Source organism: uncultured Erythrobacter sp., assembly GCF_947502395.1.
Classification (GTDB): domain Bacteria; phylum Pseudomonadota; class Alphaproteobacteria; order Sphingomonadales; family Sphingomonadaceae; genus Erythrobacter.
The window spans coordinates 739667-758141 of sequence record NZ_CANMZM010000001.1; the positions used below are offsets into that span (position 1 = coordinate 739667).

Genomic DNA, 18475 nt, shown 5'->3' on the forward strand with positions numbered 1-18475 from the left:
GCCTTCGCTGGGACTCAGAGATATGAACAAAGAAACCGCCAGCTTCATCCCTGACATGACCGATCAGGAAGGCCCGCAACCGGGTCCATCCTGGGGCAATCCCAAGTGGATGGCCGAAGTCGCCGATGCAGGCGCTGACCTCAATGCCGCCATGGACCCCACGCAAATGCGTGTGGAGGTTGAAAAGGCGGTGAAATCTGCGTCCAAAGCGGCTGGCAAGCCATTGGACGAAGAAGCACTGCGCCACGCATCCGATCTTTCCAACAAGGCAATGACCCTTGTGCGACTGTACCGTGTGCGCGGGCATCGGGCTGCTGATCTTGATCCGCTGGGCATTTCAAAGAAACAGGGGCCCCCGGCTGACCTCACCCTTGCCTTTCACGAGCTTGAAGGAAAGGAAAACGAGGAAGTCTATGTTGGCGGCGTTCTGGGCATGGAATGGACGACTGTGGGCGCGCTCTATCGCCGCCTGCGCGAGGTTTATTGCGGCAATGTTGGCCTGGAATATATGCATATCGCCGACACCGAAGAACGGCGCTTTCTGCAAGACAAGTTCGAAAGCCCCGGCGACACCATCCAGTTTACACCCGAGGGTAAGAAAGCAATCCTGGCCGCCGTCCTTCGCGGCGAAGGCTATGAGGAATTCCTCGGCAAGAAATATGTTGGAACCAAGCGCTTTGGCCTAGACGGCGGTGAATCGATGATCCCGGCGCTTGAGGCCGTTATCAAACATGGCGGCAGCGCTGGCGTGCGTGAGATCATCTATGGGATGGCGCACAGGGGCCGCTTGAACGTGCTCGCCAATGTGATGGCTAAGCCCTACAAGGTCATCTTCCACGAATTCTCCGGCGGAACAGCAAACCCCGAAGACGTGGGCGGTTCGGGCGATGTGAAATATCACCTCGGCACCAGCACCGACCGCGAATTTGACGGGATCAGCGTGCACATGTCGCTCACCCCCAACCCCTCACACCTTGAGACGGTAAACCCGGTTGTTCTTGGGAAAAGTCGCGCACAGCAAGCGATCCGCGATAACCTTGCGACCAAAGATCAGGTGCTTCCCGTGCTGATCCACGGCGATGCAGCCTTCGCTGGCCAAGGCGTCGTGTGGGAGAGCCTCAGCCTGTCGGGCGTCAACGGCTACGACACTGGCGGTTGCATTCACTTTATCATCAACAATCAGATTGGTTTTACCACAAGTCCCCGCTTCGCACGCAACTCGCCTTATCCAAGCGACGTTGCAAAGGGCGTGATGGCACCGATCCTCCACGTAAACGGCGATGATCCCGAAGCGGTGACCTTCGCTTGTAAGCTGGCGATTGAATACCGTCAGAAATTCCACCGCGATGTGGTTATCGACATGTGGTGCTACCGCCGCTTTGGCCACAATGAAGGTGATGAGCCTAAGTTCACTCAGCCGCTGATGTATGACGTGATCAAAACCCACCCCAAGGTGAGCCGAGTGTACGAAGAGCGCCTGATTGCCGAAGGTGTGATCGACGAAGGTCACCGCGAAAAGGTTGCAGGTGAGTTCACCGCTCTTCTCGAGGAAGAATTCGAGGCAGCCAAAAGCTATTCCGCAAATGAGGCGGACTGGTTTGGTGGGCGCTGGGCTGGCCTTAACAAGCCGGTCGATGACGAAACGGCGCGCCGCAATGTTGATACTGCGATTGAACCCAAAGCGTTCGAAGCGCTTGGCCGCACGCTAACCGAGGTTCCCGAAGATGTGAATATTCACAAAACCTTGGGCCGCGTGCTTAAGGCAAAATCAGAGATGTTTGAAAGCGGGGATGGTTTCGATTGGGCCACCGCAGAGGCGCTCGCCTTCGGTAGCCTCTTGATGGAAGGCTACAACGTCCGCCTGTCTGGTCAAGACTCCGGACGCGGCACATTCTCACAGCGTCATGCGGTGTGGGTCGATCAAAAAACCGAAGACAAATACATCCCGCTGACCACCCTGCCCCACGGCAAGTTTGAGGTCTATGACAGCACGCTTTCCGAATACGGCGTGCTTGGGTTTGAATACGGGTTCGCGATGGCTGACCCCAAGAGCCTTGTGCTTTGGGAAGCGCAATTTGGCGACTTTGCCAATGGCGCGCAGATCATGATCGACCAATACATTGCTGCTGGCGAAGCCAAATGGCTGCGCGCCAACGGTCTCGTGATGCTTTTGCCTCACGGCTATGAGGGTCAGGGTCCGGAGCACTCTTCTGCGCGACTGGAGCGTTTCCTTCAGCTGTGCGCGTCGGACAACATCCAGGTCTGTAACATCACCACGCCGGCGAACTACTTCCACGTCCTACGCCGCCAGATGCTGCGTTCCTTCCGCAAGCCATTGGTCATCATGACGCCCAAATCGCTTCTGCGTCACCCCATGGCAAAATCTCCGCGCGAGGAATTCCAAGGCGATTGGCAGTTCAAGCGGATCAAATCTGACCCCGCGATGGAAACGAACACGCCAGCCGATGAGAAGATCAAGCGCGTTGTCCTGTGTTCGGGCAAGGTCGCCTATGACTTGATTGAAAAGCGCGATGCAGAAGGCATTGACGACATTTCGATCATCCGTATCGAACAGCTTTACCCCTTCCCCGGCGATCCTTTGGGTCTGCGCTTTAGCCGCATGAAGAACCTCAAAGAGGTCATCTGGTGTCAGGAAGAGCCCAAGAACAACGGCGCGTGGTTCTTTGTCGAAAGTCACATTGAAAAATCGCTCGAACTGGGCGGCCACTTTGGCATGCGGCCCTTCTACGTCGGACGCGATGCCTCCGCCTCGCCTGCGACGGGTCTTGCCAAACGCCACGCCGAACAACAAGCGCAGCTCGTCGCCGAAGCGCTTGGTCTTACTGAATAATTTTGCACATTTGCATTTAGGGAATACGAACAATGGCCACTGAAATCACAGTCCCGGTCCTTGGTGAATCGGTCACGGAAGGCTCCATCGGTGAATGGCTCAAACAGCCCGGCGACGCGGTTGCCGTGGATGAACCAATCTGTTCGCTTGAGACCGACAAAGTCGCGGTTGATGTGCCCTCAACCGTTGCCGGCATTCTGAGCGAGCACCGCGCCGCCGAAGGCGACACCGTTGAAGTGGGCGCGGTTATTGCGGTTATTGAAGAAGGCGCGAGCGCTAGTACTCCTGCCTCGGCTGCGAAGGCAGAGAGCCCAGCAGCCAGCGCGCCAGCCGATACGGGTGCCGCACAGACGCTTTCACCAGCCGTGCGCCGCGCCGTACTGGAACACGGGGTTGACCCCAGCACAATCAAGGGCACTGGCAAAGACGGTCGCCTGACCAAAGAGGACGTGATCGCCGCAGCGAAGGCCAAAAGCGATCCGCCCCCGGCACCAGTTGCGTCACCCGCACCTGCTCCAGCCAGCACGGGCGAACGCCGCGAAGAGCGCGTCAAAATGACCCGCATGCGCCAGACCATCGCCAAGCGCCTCAAAGGCGCTCAGGAAGAGGCAGCGCTTCTCACCACCTTCAACGATGTGGACATGAGCGCGGTGATCGAAGCGCGCACCAAATACAAAGACCTCTTCGCTAAAAAGCACGACATTCGCCTCGGCTTCATGGGCTTTTTCGCAAAAGCTGCCTGTCTTGCATTGAAAGACGTGCCGAGCGTCAACGCCTATATCGAGGGCGATGAAATCGTCTATCACGACTATGTCGATATCTCGGTTGCTGTCTCGGCTCCCAATGGCCTTGTGGTCCCGGTGATCCGCGATTGTCAGGACAAAGGCTTTGCCCGGATCGAGAAAGACATCGCCGACTTTGGCAAGCGCGCAAAAGACGGCACACTTACCATGGCGGATATGACCGGCGGCACCTTCACCATCTCCAACGGCGGTGTGTTCGGCTCACTGATGTCGACCCCAATTATCAACCCACCGCAGTCGGCAGTGCTGGGCCTTCACCGCATTGAGGACCGCCCGGTTGCGATCAACGGTCAGGTGGAAATACGCCCGATGATGTACATCGCCCTTAGCTACGATCACCGTCTGATCGACGGCCGCGAGGCTGTGACCGCGCTCAAGATCATCAAGGAAGCGATCGAAGACCCGACCCGGATGCTGATTGATCTTTGATCGGCAAGCGCCCGAATTGAAATAAGGAATGCAGATCCTACTTTTTGACCAGGGATCACGGAGCTGAGAATGGCTGAATACGATTACGACTGTCTTGTTATTGGCGCCGGCCCCGGTGGCTATGTCGCCGCCATTCGCGCCGCGCAATTGGGCCTTAAAACGGCCTGTGTGGAAAGCCGCGAAACACTGGGCGGCACATGCCTCAATGTCGGCTGTATACCTTCCAAAGCTCTGCTTCACGCTTCCGAACTCTTCGAAGAAGCAGAGGGTGGTCACTTCGCGACGTGGGGCATTGATGCCAAGGCAACCTTCGACCTGTCGAAAATGATGGGCGAAAAGACCAAAGCCGTAGGCGAGCTCACCGGCGGCATCGAGTTTCTGTTCAAGAAGAACAAGGTGACGTGGCTCAAGGGCCTTGGCTCTTTCGAAGACGCGCATACGGTCAAAGTGGGCGACGAAACCGTCACCGCAAAAGACATCGTGATCGCTACCGGCTCTTCGGTCACTCCCCTCCCCGGTGTCGAAGTCGACAACGCAGGTGGACGCATCGTTGACAGCACAGGCGCGCTCGAGCTTTCCGAAGTGCCAGAACACCTAGTCGTCATCGGCGGCGGCGTGATTGGCCTTGAGCTTGGCAGCGTATGGCGTCGTCTTGGCGCGAAGGTCACCGTGGTGGAATTCCTGCCGCAGATCCTCCCCGGCATGGATGAGGAAGTGCGCAAGGAATCGAACAAGATCTTCAAGAAGCAGGGCATGGAAATGATGCTCGGCCATAAGGTCACTGGGGCCACTGTAAAAGGCAAGAAGGTCGCTCTCACTGTCGAGAAATCCGAAGGGGGTGATGAGCAGACAATCGATGCCAGCCATGTTCTGGTTGCGATTGGTCGCCGTCCTAACACCGAAGGGCTCGCGCTCGACAAGGCAGGGCTAAAGGTCAACAATCGCGGTCAGATAGAGATCAACCACGATTTCCGCACCGGCGTCGACAGCGTATGGGCAATCGGTGACGTAGCCCCCGGCCCGATGCTTGCCCACAAGGCCGAGGATGAAGGCGTAGCAGTCGCTGAAAACATCGCTGGCGAAACCGGCATTGTGAACCACGATGTGATCCCAAGCGTCGTCTACACCACACCGGAAATCGCGGGCGTCGGCCTTAGCCAAGAGCAAGCTATCGAAGCAGCTGGCGGCGACAAAAAGGCCGTCAAGGTCGGCAAGTTCCCGATGATGGCGAACAGTCGCGCCAAGGCAAACCGCGACACCGATGGTTTTGTGAAGGTTATTGCTGATGCAGAGACCGACCGCGTTCTGGGCGTATGGATGATCAACAGCCTTGCTGGCACCATGATCGCACAGGCAGCCCAAGCGATGGAATTTGGCGCAACGTCGGAAGACATCGCCTACACCTGTCACGCGCACCCCACCCACGCCGAAGCCTTCAAGGAAGCGGCCATGGCAGTTCAGGGCAAGCCGATCCATATGTAAGCTGGAGACGTTGAATTGGCCCGTTCAGTCGCAATCATCGGAGCGGGCCAGATCGGCTATGCTGCTGGCTATGAATTTGCGTTCCATGATTGGGACGTAAGTATCTGCTCACGATCCAAGCCAGCTTGGCAGCTTCGGCCGGGTGAGCGCTTCATCGAGTACACTACCGGCCAAGATCGAGCACCGAAGGCCGATCTCGTTATCGACACGATCGCATTCGATGAAGATGATATTGTGCGTTACGATCCTGACGCGGTCGGGCGATTGATTACGATCTCATCGGCGAGCGTATATTGTGACGATCAAGGCCGAACGCTCGATGAGGCAGCCGTAAATGGCTTTCCGGAATTCGACGCCCCCGTTGATGAGGAGCAATCGACCGTTCCCCCTGGCCCCCAAACATATTCAACGCGCAAAGTTCGAATGGAGAACAGAGCGCTCGATCTGTTTGGAGACCGAGCCACGGTGATCCGTCCGTGCGCAATTTATGGTCCTCATGGGAAACACCCGCGCGAGTGGTGGTTTGTGAAACGGATTTTGGATGGCCGCACGAAAATTCCTCTCGCGTTTGCAGGCCGAAGTCAGTTTGACACTACAGACACTCAGGACATCGCCAAATTCTGCATCGAAGCAGACAATTTTGCGTGGGGCGGCGTGTATAACCTTGCCAGTGACGCACACGAAAGCGTCGCCCAAATCGGTCGTGAAATTGCCGAACTATGCGAGGCTCAAGTGGAACTCAAACTGTTCGAAGGCGCTCCAATAGGCTCTGTGGGCAGAACGCCGTGGTCCGTTCCGAGGTCGTTCAGAATCTCAAGCAACAAAAGCTGCGCGCTCGAGAATGGACAGGGTGATGCGTCTGGGTTTGGAGCGAGGTATGGTGGCCATTCGCTGAGCGCTCAGATCAAATGGTTCCGCCGAAATCCCCCCGCTGACTGGCGCGCCGCCTTCCCACAGCTCGCGGCCTATCCATGGGACCTGTTCGACTACGCAGCAGAAGATCGGTTTCTGTCATCGCTTTGACGCTCCTCTAAAAACATCTTGCGCAAAGTTCGTCTCGGTGTATTTGTGTATTATATATCCAACACACTATAAGGCCAACATCATGCTTCGATCTCGCCAACTTGCACTCGCTTTCTCACCGCTTGCCCTAATGGTAAGCCAATTCCCGGCTCACGCTCAAGATACCGCTAGCATGGAACAGATCGTCGAAGCGGAGGCGGATTCCGGCGCGTTTATGGGGGCCGTGCTGGTTGCCAAGGATGGAGAGATTCTCGTCGACAAGGCATGGGGCTCGGCGGATCTCGAATGGAACATAGCAAACACATCCTCAACCAAGTTCAGAATTGGGTCTGTGACCAAGCAATTCACGGCGGTCGCGATCCTTCTGCTGCAAGAGCGAGGTAAGCTGACGCTCGACGATCCCGTTGGCCAGCATCTCGAAAACGCACCAGCCGCATGGGAGGGCGTGACGCTGCGTCACTTGCTGCAACACACGTCTGGCGTACCCAGTGTGACCTCACTCGACGACTTCGGTACATTCAAGTTCCTTCCCACCACTCAGGATGAGTTGATTGCGCGCTTCACTGGCTTGCCACTAGAGTTTGAGCCCGGATCGCAGTGGAAATACTCCAATTCGGGATACGTTCTGCTGTCGCGCGTTGTCGAAAAGGTGAGCGGCAAGGATTACAACGCGTTCGTCCAAGCGAACCTGTTCAGCCCGCTGGGTATGGAGGATACCGGAATTGACCGGAGCCATGCTATTTTGCCCAATCGGGCCGCAGGATACTCGCCATCTAGCAACGGCGTGATCAACGCCGAATATGTGAATATGGCGATCCCGGCGGGCGCTGGTGCGCTCTATTCAACCACAGGTGACCTGCTCAAATGGCAGCGCGGCGTGTTCGGTGGAGCGGTGCTATCGGCTGAGAGTCTTGCGCAATATGTCACGCCTACACCGTTTCCTGCGCGCGGCACCGATACCTATGGCCTCGGCATCCTGATCGAGGACGATGAGGACGGCAAAGCCTATTGGCACGGCGGGGGAATCGAAGGGTTCAATGCGTTTCTCGGCTACGACCCTGACGAGAATGCAACGGTCGTGGTTTTGGCAAACCTCAATGGCGGGTCTGCCTTTAAGCTTGGTGAGCAATTGATGACTCTCGCGCGCGGCGAAGAAATCGGTTCGCAGGAGTAGTCCTCCGCGGTGGATTGCTCTTGTCCCGAGCCTCGCATAGGAGTGAAGGCCTAGGGGAGCGAGACAAATGGCCTATCCGCGACTGACCAACAAACCCGGCGCTCTGGAAACGGCGGTAGCGATCCGCGAAGGGCGGCTATCAGTTGCTGAGGCAGTGGACGCTGCGATCGCGCGGATCGAGCATCTCGATGCTGAGATTGACGCGCTTGCTGTTCCGGATTTTGAGCGCGCAGCAGAAACCGCCAAGGCCATGGATGCAAGTGGCCCTTCCGCTGACCAGCCGCTTTTCGGTGTGCCGATGACGGTCAAAGAGAGCTTTGACGTCGCAGGACTGCAAAGCTGTTGGGGACACAAGCGGCTCACCAGCTATGTGGCCACCAGCGACAGCGAACTGGTTCGCCGGCTCAAAGCGGCGGGCGCGGTGATCCTGGGCAAGACTAATGTGCCGGTCGACCTCACCGATTGGCAGAGCTTCAATCCAGTCTATGGACGGACCAACAATCCTCACAACACAGACCGATCACCCGGCGGCTCCTCTGGTGGAAGCGCGGCGGCGGTCGCCTCTGGAATGGTGCCGATTGAGTTTGGTACCGATATTGGCGGATCGGTCCGCGTGCCCGCCCATTTCTGCGGGGTTTGGGCGCATAAGCCGACCTGGGGCCTCATCTCCAAGCGTGGCCATGTGCATCCTCAAATGGCGCGCCGAAAGGACTTTGTCGCGGCCTATGATGGCGTTCTTTCGGTGGCAGGGCCGTTTGCGCGAAATGCAGATGATCTCGGCATAATGATGCAAGTGGCAGGACAGTACCCTCTCGCCAGCTCGGGTAAACCGCTGAGGGATTGCCGCATCCTGGCGATCACGGAGTATCCCGGAGCGCCGGTTGATGCTTCTGTGGCCGAACCAACCCAGGCGGCGATTGAGGCGCTGATCAAGGCCGGCGTATCAGTCGACAGGACAAGTGATCTCATCCCAGATCTCGCGAAGCAGCAGGCAGACTATATGCTCATGCTCAATGTGGCGATGGCGCGCGGGGCACCTTCGCCCAATGGATCACAAGCAAGCGCGACCGACTGGTTCGACCTGCTCGATGCGCAGGCCGCCAATCAAGCGCAATGGGCGGCACTGTTCGAGACCTATGACTTTGTCCTTGCGCCCCCTGCCCCTGTGTCGGCGATCCCTCATAGCGACAAGCGCGCCTTCGATCAGCCGATGCGTATCAATGGCGCGGATGTGCCGGGTGCCAATGGTCTTGCCTGGTCGGGCATCGCGACCTTCCCGTGCTTGCCCTCGACGGTCCTCCCGATTGGTTCGGGAACCTATGAAGGCGCGGAGCTTCCGTGCGGGATGCAGGTCATGGGGCCGCTTATGAGCGATCTCGATTGCATTGAGGCTGCCCGTGCGATTGGGAATATCTTGCACAGTTGATCGGCCTTCGCCATGGGCGCTGCCTATGGCTCAACAAAATGCAATGCAGCTCCTTGTCAAATGGCACATCTGGCTAGGCTGGCTGGTCGGCGTGCCTATCGTTATGTGGCTCGCAAGCGGGCTGTTCATGGTGATCAAACCTATCGAAGAAGTGCGCGGCGAGCATTTGCGCATATCTGTTGCCGAAGCTCCGCTGGTAATCGAAGACAGCGCTCTCGCGACCGAGGATGCCCAGCTCAAGGATATGCGACTGACGATGCAAGAAGGGCGCGCAATTGCTATTCTTACGACGACCGATGGAGTTACCACGCGGGTTGACTATGCGACCGGGGAGGCCATCCCACCAGTCGATGCCGAAGGTGCGCGCGCAATTGCGGCGCAGCGAATTTTAGGCGGCAATGACGTGACATCGGTACGTTTCTTTGAAGCCGAAGAAGTGCCCTTCGATTTCCGCCGCCCCCGCCCCGTTTGGCAAGTCTCTCTGGAAGACGGCACCAATGTCTACATCGGGCGCGATACAGGCGAGGTCGAAGCGGTGCGCACGCGATGGTGGCGCTGGTTCGATTTTATGTGGGGTTTGCACATCATGGACCTCTCAGAGCGCGAGGACACCAGTCACCCGATCCTGATTGGTTTTGCAGCGCTGTCGCTCCTCGGAGCAATTATGGGCTGCATTCTGATGTTCCGCCGCCGCAAGACACGCGCGAAAACAGCCTCGTCATGAACGAGACAGTTCTCACCCCAATCCTCGACTGGCTGGACATAGCCGGGATTGCGGTGTTCGCGCTTTCAGGCGCGCTTGTTGCTGCGCGTGAGCGGCAGACCTTTGTCACCATGGGCTTCTTCGCATTGGTCACGGGCGTTGGTGGGGGAACTGTGCGCGATCTGCTGATCGATGCGCCGGTTTTTTGGATGCAAGACCCCTGGGCCTCAACCGTGTGCCTTATGACCGCGTTGATCGTGTGGTTTACCCCGGTACGTTGGTGGGATGGGAAATTGCTCGACTATGCGGATGCTCTGGGATTAGCCGCCTATGCTGTGCTTGGAAGCGCCAAGGCGCTCGCCTATGGCATTCCGCCCCTTCCAGCCGCGCTGATGGGAGTGATTACGGGCTGTGTTGGTGGGGTGATCCGCGATGTAGTCGCCGGACGGCCGTCGATCATTATTCGCCCAGAGCTTTATGTCACAGCAGCAGCCTTAAGCGCCGCGATCACCGTCATCGCAATGCAATTCGCAGGCGCTCTGGCCATCAACAATTGGGTGATCTGGATAGCGGCCTTCCTCGCAGGCTTTGCCATGCGCGCCGCCGCCATCCATTTTGAATTGGGCCTACCTAGCTATGGGGGGTCAAGCTATGGGAGAAAGCAAGAGCCCTCTCTCATAGCTGACACCAAGGATCACTCAGGCGATTCCTCGCCAGGTAGCGGGCCGCCCGGATAGGCAGGCAGCCGCTCATCATTCGGATCAATCACAAGATCAGGCCGGGTGCCACCACCAACATCAGCACGCGCGTTGGCATAACGGTCATCCGACCATTGGCCCTCGGCACGAGCAAATGTTTGAGTGCTATCAAGCGATGACGTGCCGCCGCCGCGACCATAGTCAACTCCAGAGATCTGACCCGAATTGTCGATCTGGCATGAGAAGCCTGATCCATCGAAGAGCGATCCAGTCACGATCCACCCACTGCCGACGCGGCTTGCGCCATCGACGCTGTCGACACGGATGTCTTGCTCAATCTCATTGAGGCACATCGAAACAGCATTGTCGATGCCAGAGCCGCCGGTCGTTGAACGACGCGTGTTGCGGCGGTTCTCTGGGCGGTAATCATAGTCGCGGTCGCGCACGCGGCGATCAACCACAACGACTTCGCGATCACGGCGACGGTTATTGTTGGCGGCGCTTGCGATGGCAGCAATGCCACCGATCACCAGTGCCCCGGCAAGAATGTCACCACCACGAATGCCCCGGCGACCGCGGTAACGGCGGCCACGCCAGCCTCGGCGCCAACCACGCCGCCATTCTTGAACGTTGTCAGAGCCCGGCAAGGCAATGGGAAAAGCGGAACCGTTCGGTGAGTTCAATGCGGTGCTTTGCGCCAAGAAGCCAGTCGCGTAACCGGCCGTACCGTGAGGTGCGGTTTCGGCAGCTTGAGCTTGTGCCGGGGTAAACGCGAGAGACGCCGCGGCAATAATGCCAGCGTAGCCTGCGATCCGTGATTGGTGAGCCATATGCTCCCTCCTGTTTTTGTCATTCGGAAAGGGCACCCACCAAACGCCCCATATGGCCATAATAGGTAGGCGGCCCAGGCTTACGCAAGCCTGAACCGCCCGGTGGGGAAGAGTTTTGTGCTAATTCAGAGCCGGATCAAAGACCGCGGATGCCGCGGAAGTCGATCTGTGGGCGGTTGCCCCGCTCAAAATAGCAGGTGAAGCGGCCTCGATCGAAACCTTGGTTACCATAGCCTCGGCCTTGAAGGCCCTCGACCTGGATGCGGCCCTTCACGCGGAAGCCATAGCGTGTGCGTTCAACGTCGCGAATTTGCGTCACATCAGCAAAGCGATAGCCTCCAAAACGGCGAGCCTGGCGTTCAGCCACGCGGATGCAGCGCTCAATGGCTCGCTGGCCTCCGCCTCGGTTATAGGCGCGTCCGTTGTTGTAGTGGCGGTTGTTGTTGTAATTGGTGCCGTGATAGCGCCGATCATTGTAATGCCCATCGCGGTAACGACGATCTTTCTTGCCATCAAAGGCTCCGGCAAGTGCGGCGATACCGCCAATAATAACAGCCCCTGCGATTACGTCGCCGGCGTCAACACCGCGGTCACGGTGGCGATCACCCGCCATAGCTGGAGTTGCGGACGCCAGGGCCATCGCGCCAGCCGCGACAGTCCCGAGCGTGCCCTTAGTGATCTTTTGGGTCAGTTTGGTCATTGGGGTTCATCCTCGGGTTTTCAGTGGTGGGGACCATTCCCGTTCACTGTTCAGCCCTTTTAGATGAACAAATCTGAGATGATTCTGAGCAACCCTTGCAGGCGTTGTTCAGATAAACACCGACTTATATGAACAACGGTATCCTTTGCCGAAGTCTACTCGTCCAGCGCCGCCAGCACATCGCGAGTAAAGGCAGCGATGTCGAAACGCGTTCCAACCATGTCTTCACCCCTGCGCACAATCACGACATTGCGAGAGGGGACAACTACGACGTATTGCCCTCGGTTACCGCGTGCAGCGAAGGCATCGTCAGGGATACCCTCAAAGGCGTTCCCTTCAGGACGCCGGAAGGTCCACCATCCCGCGCCATAACCCCACTGCGTGCCAGCAGGCTGCGGGCCGCTTGGGTCGGAGACGTACTTTGCCCAACCCTCTGGCAGCACGCGAGTTCCATCTGGCAGTACGCCATCATTCAGATAAAGCTGGCCAAGCTTGGCCAAATCACGCGAAGTGGTCCACGCTTGGCTCGACAGGACGTAATTGCCTTGCCAGTCACTCTCGGCCACGGTGTGCCGCATTCCAACCAATTCGAAGAATTGCTGCGGAGGGTTTTCCTCAAGCCAGTCACGAAATGCCCAGATCGCCATCAGCGTATCATTGTTTGAATAGCGATATACTGTCCCGGGTTTGTGGACGATCGGCCAATTGGCAGCTCGCTCTGCTACAGTTGTCCCTCCCCAATAAAGCGGGTCGGTGCGATTGCCGGCTGTGTCCGAGTAACGTCCGGAGGCCATGCGCAAGAAATGGTCAACCGTAATTTCGCGACGGGGCTCAACGGCGGACGGTGTCCATGGCAGAACTAACCCTCTGTCCAACTGTGGCCAGCCCTGCTCTGCCAACTGCTCCTGGTCAGAAGAAATTGTCGTGATTGCCCCCGGTTCGTTTGCGCATTCAGGACACTGACGCAACACATAGCCAACAAGCGTGGCAGCCAAGCTTTTGGCAACCGACCACGTGCGCTGAGGCGTGCTTGGCCCGAACCCGTCAGCGTAGCGCTCAAACATGGATTGGTTTTCGTGCATGACCAATACAGCGGTTGTGCGAGAACCTTCCCCGTAGGTCTTGCCATCAAATGCAGCCGATCCAGCCTCAAGGCTTGGCATGGACGGTTCTTCGATTGGACTAAGCGGTTGCACATAGGGTTGTGTGGGAGGGACATCCATTCCGGGATCCATCGTCGCAACCTTCCAGCCGATTGGCATCAACACACAGCCATTGCCCCAGTGATGGTTAGCTATGCGCGGTTCCATATCTTCGGCCCATTCAACTTTGACATAGCGTAGCCTGCTTGCATCAGTTGCAATGAACGCCGGGTCGAATTCCGCCAACTTCTCTTCAACCGACACTCCATCCCGCGCAGCAATGCGCGCTACGATGGTGCGCAAACGTTCTGGATTGGAACGCACGATCTCATAGGGCAAATCTCGGATGATTTCGTTGAGCGGCTCCTGAATGCCGCTCAGTTCCCACTGATGGATGCCTTCGGGAGTGCGCGTCGCACCGTTCAACTCTGCATTGGCCGTGGCACTGCAGAGAAACAGCGCCTTATACCCTGCTGCAAGCGCGCGGTCATAGCGCGCGTCGAGGCGTTCTTGGGCGCTTTGAGCAGAAACGCTCGTGGTGGCCGATATGGAGAGGGTGAGCGCAGCTGTGGCGAAGATGATTTTCATGCGTATCATACGTCGCTGTGTGCCACGCTCAGCTTTATAGTCAAACTCAAGCTAATGAGTCTGGCTTCTTGTTCACTCGCGAATTTCAATTTCCGCTCTCTCGGATCGGTCGGCTTTCAAAGCGTTATTCTGAGCTTGAGCAGTATTGATGTTTCTCTGGAGTACGATCCCAACATCTAACATCTGGTCCTGACTTGCGGGAGCGGTGAAGAGGCTAAGCCCTACCGGCATTCCATCTGCCATTCCCATTGGAATTGTCATATGGGGATATCCCGCCAATGAGGGAAGCCAGCCAGCTCCAATGGGGCGACCACGGGGCCTTTGGTTCCTTTCGGGATCTCGAAATCGTGGAGGGGGGCCAGATGGCATGACAATCAGCTCCACGGAGTTTGAGCTCAACAACGCGTCTATACCATCTTCACGTGCAGCTTTGAAAAGAGCATCGCGCATTGCAGCAGTTTCGCGATCGGAGGCGTCCGGTCGTTCTAACGCCGACAAGAATATCTCCTGACCGAATATGCTGAGTTCAATGTCAGCATTAGCGAGATTGAACTCAATAAGCTCCGCCAGGGTCTTTGGCCCGCCGCTCAATCGAGCCCCTTCCAAATACGAAGTGATTGATGACTTAAACTCCCATTCCATAACCGGCATACCGTCGCGCCAAAGGTTTGGAGACGGGTCAAATTCTTCAATTTCGACCATCGACGCGCCAGCAGCCTTCAGCGCTTCCAAAAACCTGTTGAAATTGCTGGATATTTCAACATCATCACCTTCGGCCCAACGGAAAGCTCCAATCCTAAGTCCTTCAAGGCGTGCACGTGGTGGGGGCACATTGAGTTGATCACCACTGTCATCACCAATCACTGCGAGCACCAGACGCACATCGGAAGCGCGCCTTCCAATTGCCCCAACTGCATCGAAACTAGGCGCGAGCGGTACAACTCCCTCTGTCGGCACCGATCCGACCGCAGGCTTTGCACCTACCACGCCGTTTGCCGCAGCAGGACAAATGATCGATCCATTGGTTTCTGTGCCAATCGCAATCGGAACAATCCCGGTTGCGACAGCCACTGCCGACCCAGAAGATGAGCCGCAGGGGCTCCGCTCCTCGTCAATTGCATTGAGGGTTTGCCCGCCTACGGCGCTCCACCCGGCTGGCGCACGTCTCCCACGGAAGTTGGCCCACTCGCTCATGTTGGCTTTGCCAATTATCAACGCCCCTGCGGCTCTGAGCCGGGCAACAACGGGAGAATCCTCGATTCTCATGTTACGAGCCAGAGCAAGCGATCCGGCTGTCGTCGGCATGCCCCGGACATCGATATTGTCCTTGATCAGCACAGGAACTCCGAGCAGCAGACCAGTTTTTGATCCAGCCTTGATCTGCTCATCCAGCAAACGTGCCTCGGCCATAAGGTTTGGATTGATTGCAAGGACTGCACGGTAAGACGGGCCGGATCTGTCGAGCTCTTGGATTCTTCGCACGACCTGAGTTGCCATGGCCTCCGCACTGATCTCGCCTGTGCTGACCGAGCGGGCAATCGCTATTGCTGATCCATCCGCCAAGAGCTCAGCGGCAGACGTCGCCATGGATCGCTCGAAGTTAGTCGGGCTCTGCTGCGAGTCTTCCGAAAGTGTGGGCGCACAGGCAGCGATCGCGCCAGCCAATACTGCCAAAAGTGTCTTCTTGCCTAGTTGCATCAATCGCCTCCCGATCCGACATAGATACAGACCAGACGATCGACTACAAGTGTAATCTTTGCAAAACTAGGGAAGTAATCCAACCAAATGAAAAAGGGCCGGTGGATCGATCCACCGGCCCCCACCTATCTGATCTACGAAGCGCTTAAGCAGCAGCTTCGGAATTGGCGTATTCATCAACCTGGCTCATATCGGGACCAGAATCCACGCCGCGGGCGTCTTCGTCGCGGTCGACGAATTCGATCACCGCCATTTCAGCCGCGTCACTGGCGCGCGGACCTGCTTTGATAACGCGGGTGTAGCCGCCATCGCGGTCTTTGTAGCGCTCAGCCAAAACGTCGAAGAGTTTTTTCAATTGCGTTTCGTCCTGAAGGCGGCTCATCGCAAGGCGACGGTTTGAAAGGCCGCCGTGCTTTGCAAGTGTGATGAGCTTTTCAATGTAAGGACGAAGCTCCTTCGCCTTGGCGCGGGTCGTAACAATCTGCTCATGCTTGATGAGGTTTGCCGACATATTGCGGAAAAGAGCCTTACGGTGGCCCGACTTACGCGAAAGCTTACGCTGTGAAATTCCGTGACGCATTGTATTTCCTTTGTTCGTTAAGGGCCCGTATCAGGTAGCCCAAAGCAGGCGGCGCTTTTCCAAGTTGGAAGGCGCGCCGCCGATACCTGGATTAGCCCAAAGACTAGCCAAGAAGCTCTTGCTCGAGCTTCTTAGCCATTTCTTCGATGTTTTCCGGCGGCCATCCGGGGATGTCCATGCCCAGACGCAGACCCATGCTTGAAAGCACTTCTTTGATCTCGTTCAAAGATTTGCGGCCAAAGTTCGGGGTGCGGAGCATTTCGGCTTCGGTCTTTTGAACCAGATCGCCGATGTAGATGATGTTGTCGTTCTTGAGACAGTTTGCCGAACGCACTGAAAGCTCGAGCTCGTCGACTTTCTTGAGCAGGTAACGGTTGAGTTGGTTCGCGTCGTCCTCTTGCGGGGTCGCTGCTTGGCCAATCATCGCTGACTGTGGTTGCGGAATGCCATCCTCGAAGTGAACGAACAGAGTCAGTTGGTCCTGAAGAATGCGCGCGGCATAAGCCACGGCGTCTTCTGGTGTCACTGTGCCGTCAGTTTCAACGGTAAGGCTCAGCTTATCGTAGTCGAGCTCTTGGCCAACACGAGCGTTCTCAACTTTGTAGCTCACCTGACGAACAGGCGAGTACAACGAGTCCACAGGTATAAGGCCAATCGGCGCGTCTGCTGGGCGGTTTGCAACAGCCGGCGCATAGCCTTTGCCTACGTCAGCGGTGAGCTCCATGTTGAGAGTCGCGCCTTCGTCGAGGTGACACAGAACGAGGTCCTTGTTCATCACTTCAATGTCGCCAGTGACAGCAATATCGCCGGCTTTCACTTCGGCAGGGCCCGTTACAGAAAGCTGCAGACGCTTTGGTCCCTCGCCTTCCATCTTGAGAGCAATCTGCTTCACGTTGAGAACGATATCGGTGATATCTTCACGCACACCTGCGAGCGACGAGAATTCGTGCAGTACGTTCTCAATCTTGATCGAGGTGATCGCCGCCCCTTGGAGCGACGAAAGAAGGACACGGCGCAGTGCATTGCCCAATGTCAGACCAAAGCCGCGCTCAAGCGGTTCGGCGACGAAAGTGGTTTTGCGCTGCTTATCGCCACCTTCTTTGATTTCGAGAGCGTTGGGTTTCTTCAGTTCCTGCCAGTTCTTCATATTGACGGACATGGATTTCCCCTAATTCGCTTACGTTAGCGGGTTCGATTTTAAAGTTCGGGCCCAAAGCGCTCGTCAGCATCGTTGGACCCGTTGGTGAGGCTAGGTCGCGTTTGGCACAGCCCAACCTCCACAAACGGATCAGCGTCGGATTAGACCCGGCGCCGTTTCGAAGGACGCACACCGTTGTGCGGGATCGGCGTCACATCGCGGATGGAAGTGATGTTGAAGCCAACCGCAGCGAGACCGCGCAGAGCGCTCTCACGGCCAGAGCCTGGGCCCTTAACTTCAACTTCCAGCGTGCGCACGCCGTGTTCAGCAGCCTTCTTGCCTGCATCATCCGCTGCAACCTGGGCCGCATATGGAGTTGACTTACGGCTGCCTTTGAAGCCCATCATGCCAGCAGAGGACCAGCTTATAGCATTGCCCTGTGCATCGGTGATGGTGATCATGGTGTTGTTGAAGCTCGCGTTGATGTGAGCAACACCACTGGTGATGTTCTTTCTGTCGCGCTTCCTGACTTTTCCGGGTTCGCGTGCCATTTCGTATATTCCTTTAACTCGTCAGAAGATGCTTTGGACGCCAAGCGCCCAAAAGGCTTACTTCTTCTTGCCTGCAATCGGCTTCGCCTTACCCTTGCGGGTGCGGGCATTGGTGTGAGTGCGCTGTCCGCGAACGGGAAGCCCATTACGATGGCGAAGGCCACGGTAAGAACGCAGGTCCATTAGACGCTTGATGTTCATCGCGGTGTTGCGACGAAGGTCGCCTTCCACCGTATGATCAGCATCAATCGCCTCACGAATGCGAAGAACTTCCTCATCAGTGAGGTCTTGCACGCGAGCTGAGTGCGGAATGCCAAGCTTGTCAGCGATTTGGACGGCCGTTGTGCGGCCAATCCCGTGAATATAGGTCAGCGCGATGATTACACGCTTGTTTGTGGGGATGTTTACCCCGGCAATACGAGCCACTTAATTCTCCATGCTCCACAGGGGTTTGGGTGATAAGACACCGCCCCTATCTCGACGCTAAAACACTCTGACAAACTCCAACCCAGCCTCAAACGGGAAAAGCCCGGATTAGAGCGCCACACGAGACGGGCTCCTTGCCGGACTGGATTCGACTCTATCGAGTGAGTGGCGCGATTAGGGTGATTCCAAGCCTACGTCAACTGACAAAAGCAATGAACTGATTGTGCGGCCGT

The 18475-nt window shown here is 57.0% G+C and carries 16 protein-coding genes; 8 read left to right on the plus strand and 8 right to left on the minus strand.

The genetic code is table 11. From position 1 onward, the window contains the following. The first annotated feature begins 22 nt into the window (after positions 1-22). From Q0778_RS03495 to Q0778_RS03530, 8 genes are all read left to right on the plus strand, one after another. Positions 23-2851 (plus strand): 2-oxoglutarate dehydrogenase E1 component, encoded by a 2829-nt coding sequence (locus Q0778_RS03495; RefSeq protein WP_298334027.1) that lies wholly within the window; start codon positions 23-25, stop codon positions 2849-2851. Between the two features lie 32 nt (positions 2852-2883). Next, a complete protein-coding gene (gene odhB / locus Q0778_RS03500; protein WP_298334029.1) occupies positions 2884-4083 on the plus strand; it encodes a 2-oxoglutarate dehydrogenase complex dihydrolipoyllysine-residue succinyltransferase in 1200 nt (399 codons plus the stop codon). 69 nt (positions 4084-4152) lie between these two features. Beyond that, on the plus strand, positions 4153-5565 hold the full coding sequence (lpdA, locus tag Q0778_RS03505) for a dihydrolipoyl dehydrogenase (RefSeq protein WP_298334031.1): 1413 nt from the start codon (positions 4153-4155) through the stop codon (positions 5563-5565). Between the two features lie 15 nt (positions 5566-5580). Next, the gene (locus Q0778_RS03510; protein ID WP_298304294.1) at positions 5581-6588 is read left to right on the plus strand and encodes a hypothetical protein; all 1008 of its coding nucleotides are present in this window, start codon (positions 5581-5583) and stop codon (positions 6586-6588) included. Between the two features lie 130 nt (positions 6589-6718). Then, the gene (locus tag Q0778_RS03515) at positions 6719-7762 is read left to right on the plus strand and encodes a serine hydrolase domain-containing protein (RefSeq protein ID WP_298334033.1); all 1044 of its coding nucleotides are present in this window, start codon (positions 6719-6721) and stop codon (positions 7760-7762) included. A gap of 67 nt (positions 7763-7829) precedes the next feature. Beyond that, entirely contained in the window at positions 7830-9188 is a 1359-nt protein-coding gene (locus Q0778_RS03520) for an amidase family protein (protein ID WP_298334035.1), read from the plus strand. A 25-nt stretch (positions 9189-9213) separates the two neighbouring features. Next, entirely contained in the window at positions 9214-9912 is a 699-nt protein-coding gene (locus tag Q0778_RS03525) for a PepSY domain-containing protein (RefSeq protein WP_298334039.1), read from the plus strand. Continuing rightward, a complete protein-coding gene (locus tag Q0778_RS03530) occupies positions 9909-10628 on the plus strand; it encodes a trimeric intracellular cation channel family protein (protein ID WP_298304285.1) in 720 nt (239 codons plus the stop codon). Before Q0778_RS03525 ends, Q0778_RS03530 begins: the two co-directional genes overlap by 4 nt. On the opposite strand, the gene Q0778_RS03535 is transcribed toward Q0778_RS03530, so the two are convergent. The 8 genes from Q0778_RS03535 to rpsM all read right to left on the minus strand — a co-directional run bounded on the left by Q0778_RS03535 (position 10586) and on the right by rpsM (position 18242). Continuing rightward, on the minus strand, positions 10586-11419 hold the full coding sequence (locus tag Q0778_RS03535; protein WP_298304283.1) for a hypothetical protein: 834 nt from the start codon (positions 11417-11419) through the stop codon (positions 10586-10588). The two genes, Q0778_RS03530 and Q0778_RS03535, sit on opposite strands and share 43 nt — an antisense overlap. Positions 11420-11555: 136 nt before the next feature. Then, entirely contained in the window at positions 11556-12119 is a 564-nt protein-coding gene (locus tag Q0778_RS03540) for a hypothetical protein (protein ID WP_298304280.1), read from the minus strand. A gap of 155 nt (positions 12120-12274) precedes the next feature. Further along, entirely contained in the window at positions 12275-13858 is a 1584-nt protein-coding gene (locus tag Q0778_RS03545; RefSeq protein WP_298334041.1) for a serine hydrolase, read from the minus strand. A gap of 63 nt (positions 13859-13921) precedes the next feature. Further along, positions 13922-15547: an amidase family protein gene (locus Q0778_RS03550; RefSeq protein ID WP_298334043.1), complete on the minus strand. Its 1626-nt coding sequence runs from the start codon at positions 15545-15547 to the stop codon at positions 13922-13924. A 145-nt stretch (positions 15548-15692) separates the two neighbouring features. Next, positions 15693-16127: a 50S ribosomal protein L17 gene (gene rplQ, locus Q0778_RS03555; RefSeq protein ID WP_298304273.1), complete on the minus strand. Its 435-nt coding sequence runs from the start codon at positions 16125-16127 to the stop codon at positions 15693-15695. 103 nt (positions 16128-16230) lie between these two features. Continuing rightward, positions 16231-17286, minus strand: a complete 1056-nt coding sequence (locus tag Q0778_RS03560) for a DNA-directed RNA polymerase subunit alpha (protein ID WP_298304270.1) — start codon at positions 17284-17286, stop codon at positions 16231-16233. Between the two features lie 140 nt (positions 17287-17426). After that, the gene (rpsK, locus tag Q0778_RS03565) at positions 17427-17816 is read right to left on the minus strand and encodes a 30S ribosomal protein S11 (RefSeq protein WP_298304268.1); all 390 of its coding nucleotides are present in this window, start codon (positions 17814-17816) and stop codon (positions 17427-17429) included. Between the two features lie 57 nt (positions 17817-17873). Beyond that, on the minus strand, positions 17874-18242 hold the full coding sequence (rpsM, locus tag Q0778_RS03570) for a 30S ribosomal protein S13 (protein WP_298304266.1): 369 nt from the start codon (positions 18240-18242) through the stop codon (positions 17874-17876). Positions 18243-18475: the final 233 nt, after the last annotated feature.

Excerpts from the sequence above, each read along its gene's own strand:
- Q0778_RS03495 (WP_298334027.1), top strand. The coding sequence starts at position 23 with ATGAACAAAGAAACCGCCAGCTTCATCCCTGACATGACCGATCAGGAA.
- odhB (WP_298334029.1), top strand. The coding sequence starts at position 2,884 with ATGGCCACTGAAATCACAGTCCCGGTCCTTGGTGAATCGGTCACGGAA.
- lpdA (WP_298334031.1), top strand. The coding sequence starts at position 4,153 with ATGGCTGAATACGATTACGACTGTCTTGTTATTGGCGCCGGCCCCGGT.
- Q0778_RS03515 (WP_298334033.1), top strand. The coding sequence starts at position 6,719 with ATGGTAAGCCAATTCCCGGCTCACGCTCAAGATACCGCTAGCATGGAA.
- Q0778_RS03520 (WP_298334035.1), top strand. The coding sequence starts at position 7,830 with ATGGCCTATCCGCGACTGACCAACAAACCCGGCGCTCTGGAAACGGCG.
- Q0778_RS03525 (WP_298334039.1), top strand. The coding sequence starts at position 9,214 with ATGGCTCAACAAAATGCAATGCAGCTCCTTGTCAAATGGCACATCTGG.
- Q0778_RS03530 (WP_298304285.1), top strand. The coding sequence starts at position 9,909 with ATGAACGAGACAGTTCTCACCCCAATCCTCGACTGGCTGGACATAGCC.
- Q0778_RS03535 (WP_298304283.1), bottom strand. The coding sequence starts at position 11,419 with ATGGCTCACCAATCACGGATCGCAGGCTACGCTGGCATTATTGCCGCG.
- Q0778_RS03540 (WP_298304280.1), bottom strand. The coding sequence starts at position 12,119 with ATGACCAAACTGACCCAAAAGATCACTAAGGGCACGCTCGGGACTGTC.
- Q0778_RS03545 (WP_298334041.1), bottom strand. The coding sequence starts at position 13,858 with ATGATACGCATGAAAATCATCTTCGCCACAGCTGCGCTCACCCTCTCC.
- Q0778_RS03550 (WP_298334043.1), bottom strand. The coding sequence starts at position 15,547 with ATGCAACTAGGCAAGAAGACACTTTTGGCAGTATTGGCTGGCGCGATC.
- rplQ (WP_298304273.1), bottom strand. The coding sequence starts at position 16,127 with ATGCGTCACGGAATTTCACAGCGTAAGCTTTCGCGTAAGTCGGGCCAC.
- Q0778_RS03560 (WP_298304270.1), bottom strand. The coding sequence starts at position 17,286 with ATGTCCGTCAATATGAAGAACTGGCAGGAACTGAAGAAACCCAACGCT.
- rpsK (WP_298304268.1), bottom strand. The coding sequence starts at position 17,816 with ATGGCACGCGAACCCGGAAAAGTCAGGAAGCGCGACAGAAAGAACATC.